Genomic DNA, 2,486 nt, shown 5'->3' with positions numbered 1-2,486 from the left:
TTCAGCGCCAACGGCATCTACCCGGCACCGCTGGGCGGCGGCACCTGGAACATCGGCAACCTGCAGGCCGGTGCCAGCTGGTCGCCCGACTTTTTCGGCAAGCACGAGGCCGAACTGGCCGCAGCGCTTGGCCAGGCCAAGGCAGCGCAGGCCGACGCGGCAGCGGCAGCCAGCGGGCTGTCAGCCCAGGTGGCGCATGGCTATGTGGCGCTGGCCAGGCTGCTGGCGCAGCGCGAAGTGGCCGAGCGCACGCTGGCACAGCGTGAAGAGCTGCAGAAGCTGACCCGCCAGCGCGTGGATGCTGGCCTGGACACCAAGGTCGAGCAGGTGCAGGCCGAGGGCGCGCTGCCGGACACGCGGGTGCAGATCGAGGCGCTGAACGAGCAGATCATGCTGGCCCGCCATCAGCTGGCCGTGCTGGCCGGCCTGGCGCCGCAGGCGCTGGACACGCTCAGCCCGAAGCTGGACGCGATGGCGCTGGCCCAGTTGCCCACGGTGCTGGGTGCCGACCTGCTGGGCCGCCGGCCTGACGTGGTCGCGGCTCGGCTGCGTGTCGAGGCGGCAGGCCAGGACGTGAAGGTCGCCCGCACCGAGTTCTACCCGGACATCAACCTGACCGCCTTCATCGGCTTCAACTCGCTGGGCCTGGACCAGCTGTTCGAAGCCGGCAGCCGCCAGTACGGCGTGCAGCCTGCGCTGCGCCTGCCCTTGTTCGACGGTGGCAGGTTGCGCGCGCAGCTGGGCGCCAAACAGGCCGATCTGGACGCCTCCATCGCGCAGTACAACGGTGCGTTGCTGGACGCCGTGCGCGAAGCGGCCGATGCGATCGGCTCGCTGGCTTCGCTGAACCGCCAGCAGGCCGAGCAAAACGGGGCGCTCAGGAGTGCCGAGACGGCTTATGACCTGGCCCGTCAGCGCCACGGTGCCGGCCTGGGCAACTACCTGATCGTGCTGAACGCTGAAAGCCAGCTGCTGCTGCAGCGCCGCACGGCGGTGGACCTGCAGGCCCGCCAGCTCGACAGCCGCGTGTCGCTGGTCAAGGCGCTGGGTGGTGGCTGGACCGAACAGCCCCAGGCCGTGGCGCAGGCTGCCACCGGCAAGCCAGGCGCGCCGTGATCCGGCGCCGCGTTGGCCACCTTCCATACCCATTCCGATTGCAGATGCAAACCGGGTTCCACGAGAACCCGACTCACTTCGAAAGCTTGCCATGAGCGACAACAACAACGCTGAACCCAACAACACCCGCCGCCGCGGCCTGACCGTGATTGCCGCCGTCGTCGTGCTGGCCGGTGCCGGCTGGGGCGTGTACCACTGGATGAACGGCCGCTACCTGCAGAACACCGACAACGCCTACGTGGCCGGCAACGTGGTGCAGATCACGCCGCTGGTCAGCGGCACGGTGGTCTCCATCCTGGCCGACGAAACCGACTTCGTGCGCGCCGGCCAGCCGCTGGTGAAGCTCGACACCACCGACGCCCGCGTGGCGCTGGAGCAGGCTGAAGCCCAGCTGTCCAAGGCCATCCGCGACACCCGCGGACTGTTCGCTGGCAACGGCACGCTGTCGGCCCAGATCGCGCTGCGTGAAGCCGATCTGACGCGTGTGCAGAGCGACCTGGCCAAGGCGCAGGACGATGTGAACCGGCGTGCCGCGCTGGTCGCCTCGGGCGCGGTCGGCAAGGAAGAGTTCCAGCATGCCAACAACCAATTGGTGAGCGCCAGGAGCGCGGTGTCCGCGGCCCAGTCGGCCGTGATCGCTGCCCGTGAACAGCTGACGACCAACCAGGTCCAGACCGACGGCACCAGCGTCGAGCAGCATCCTGCCGTGCAGGCCGCGGCCTCCAAGGTCCGCGAGGCCTACCTGACGCTGCGCCGCGCCGAGCTGCCGGCGCCGATGGACGGCACCGTGGCCAAGCGCGCGGTGCAGATCGGCCAGCGCGTGCAGGCCGGCGCGCCGCTGATGACGGTGGTCTCGCTGAACCAGCTGTGGGTGGACGCGAACTTCAAGGAAAGCCAGCTGCAGAGCCTGCGCATCGGCCAGCCGGCCGAGCTGGAAGCCGACGTGTACGGCAAGAAGGTCGTGTTCCACGGCAAGGTGTCCGGCCTGGGCGCGGGCACTGGCGCAGCCTTCTCGTTGCTGCCGGCGCAAAACGCCACTGGCAACTGGATCAAGGTGGTGCAGCGCGTGCCTGTGCGCATCGCGCTGGACCCGGCCGAGCTGCGCGCCAATCCGCTGCGCGTGGGCCTGTCGATGGACGTCACGGTGAATGCCGAGGACCAGAGCGGCAAGGCGCTGGCCGATGTGCCGCGCGGCGACGCCGTGGCCCAGACCGTCGTCTACGAGACGCTGGAGAAGGACGCCGACACGCGTGTGCAACAGTTGCTCGCCAGCAGCCTGGGCCGCCATCAGGTGGCGGCCGCTGCCGGCAACCTGGCCGCCAGCGCCACCACGGTGCATTGAGCACGGACTGAAAGGCTGTTGCCATGAG

Annotated in this window: 2 protein-coding genes; both read left to right on the top strand. The window is 69.5% G+C overall.

Translation table 11 applies throughout. The annotated features are described in order from the left end of the window. Positions 1-1,116: efflux transporter outer membrane subunit (locus FKP22_RS27055; protein ID WP_141291056.1), on the top strand; the 1,116-nt coding region annotated here is incomplete at its 5' end. A 91-nt stretch (positions 1,117-1,207) separates the two neighbouring features. Beyond that, positions 1,208-2,458, top strand: coding sequence for an HlyD family secretion protein (locus tag FKP22_RS27050; RefSeq protein ID WP_141291055.1), 1,251 nt, complete (start codon positions 1,208-1,210; stop codon positions 2,456-2,458). The last annotated feature ends 28 nt before the right edge of the window (positions 2,459-2,486 follow it).

The organism is Ideonella azotifigens, assembly GCF_006519715.1.
Lineage (GTDB): Bacteria > Pseudomonadota > Gammaproteobacteria > Burkholderiales > Burkholderiaceae_C > Ideonella > Ideonella azotifigens.
The sequence above is the reverse complement of the archived record's forward strand: the minus strand, read 5'-3'. Positions and strand labels throughout refer to the sequence as shown.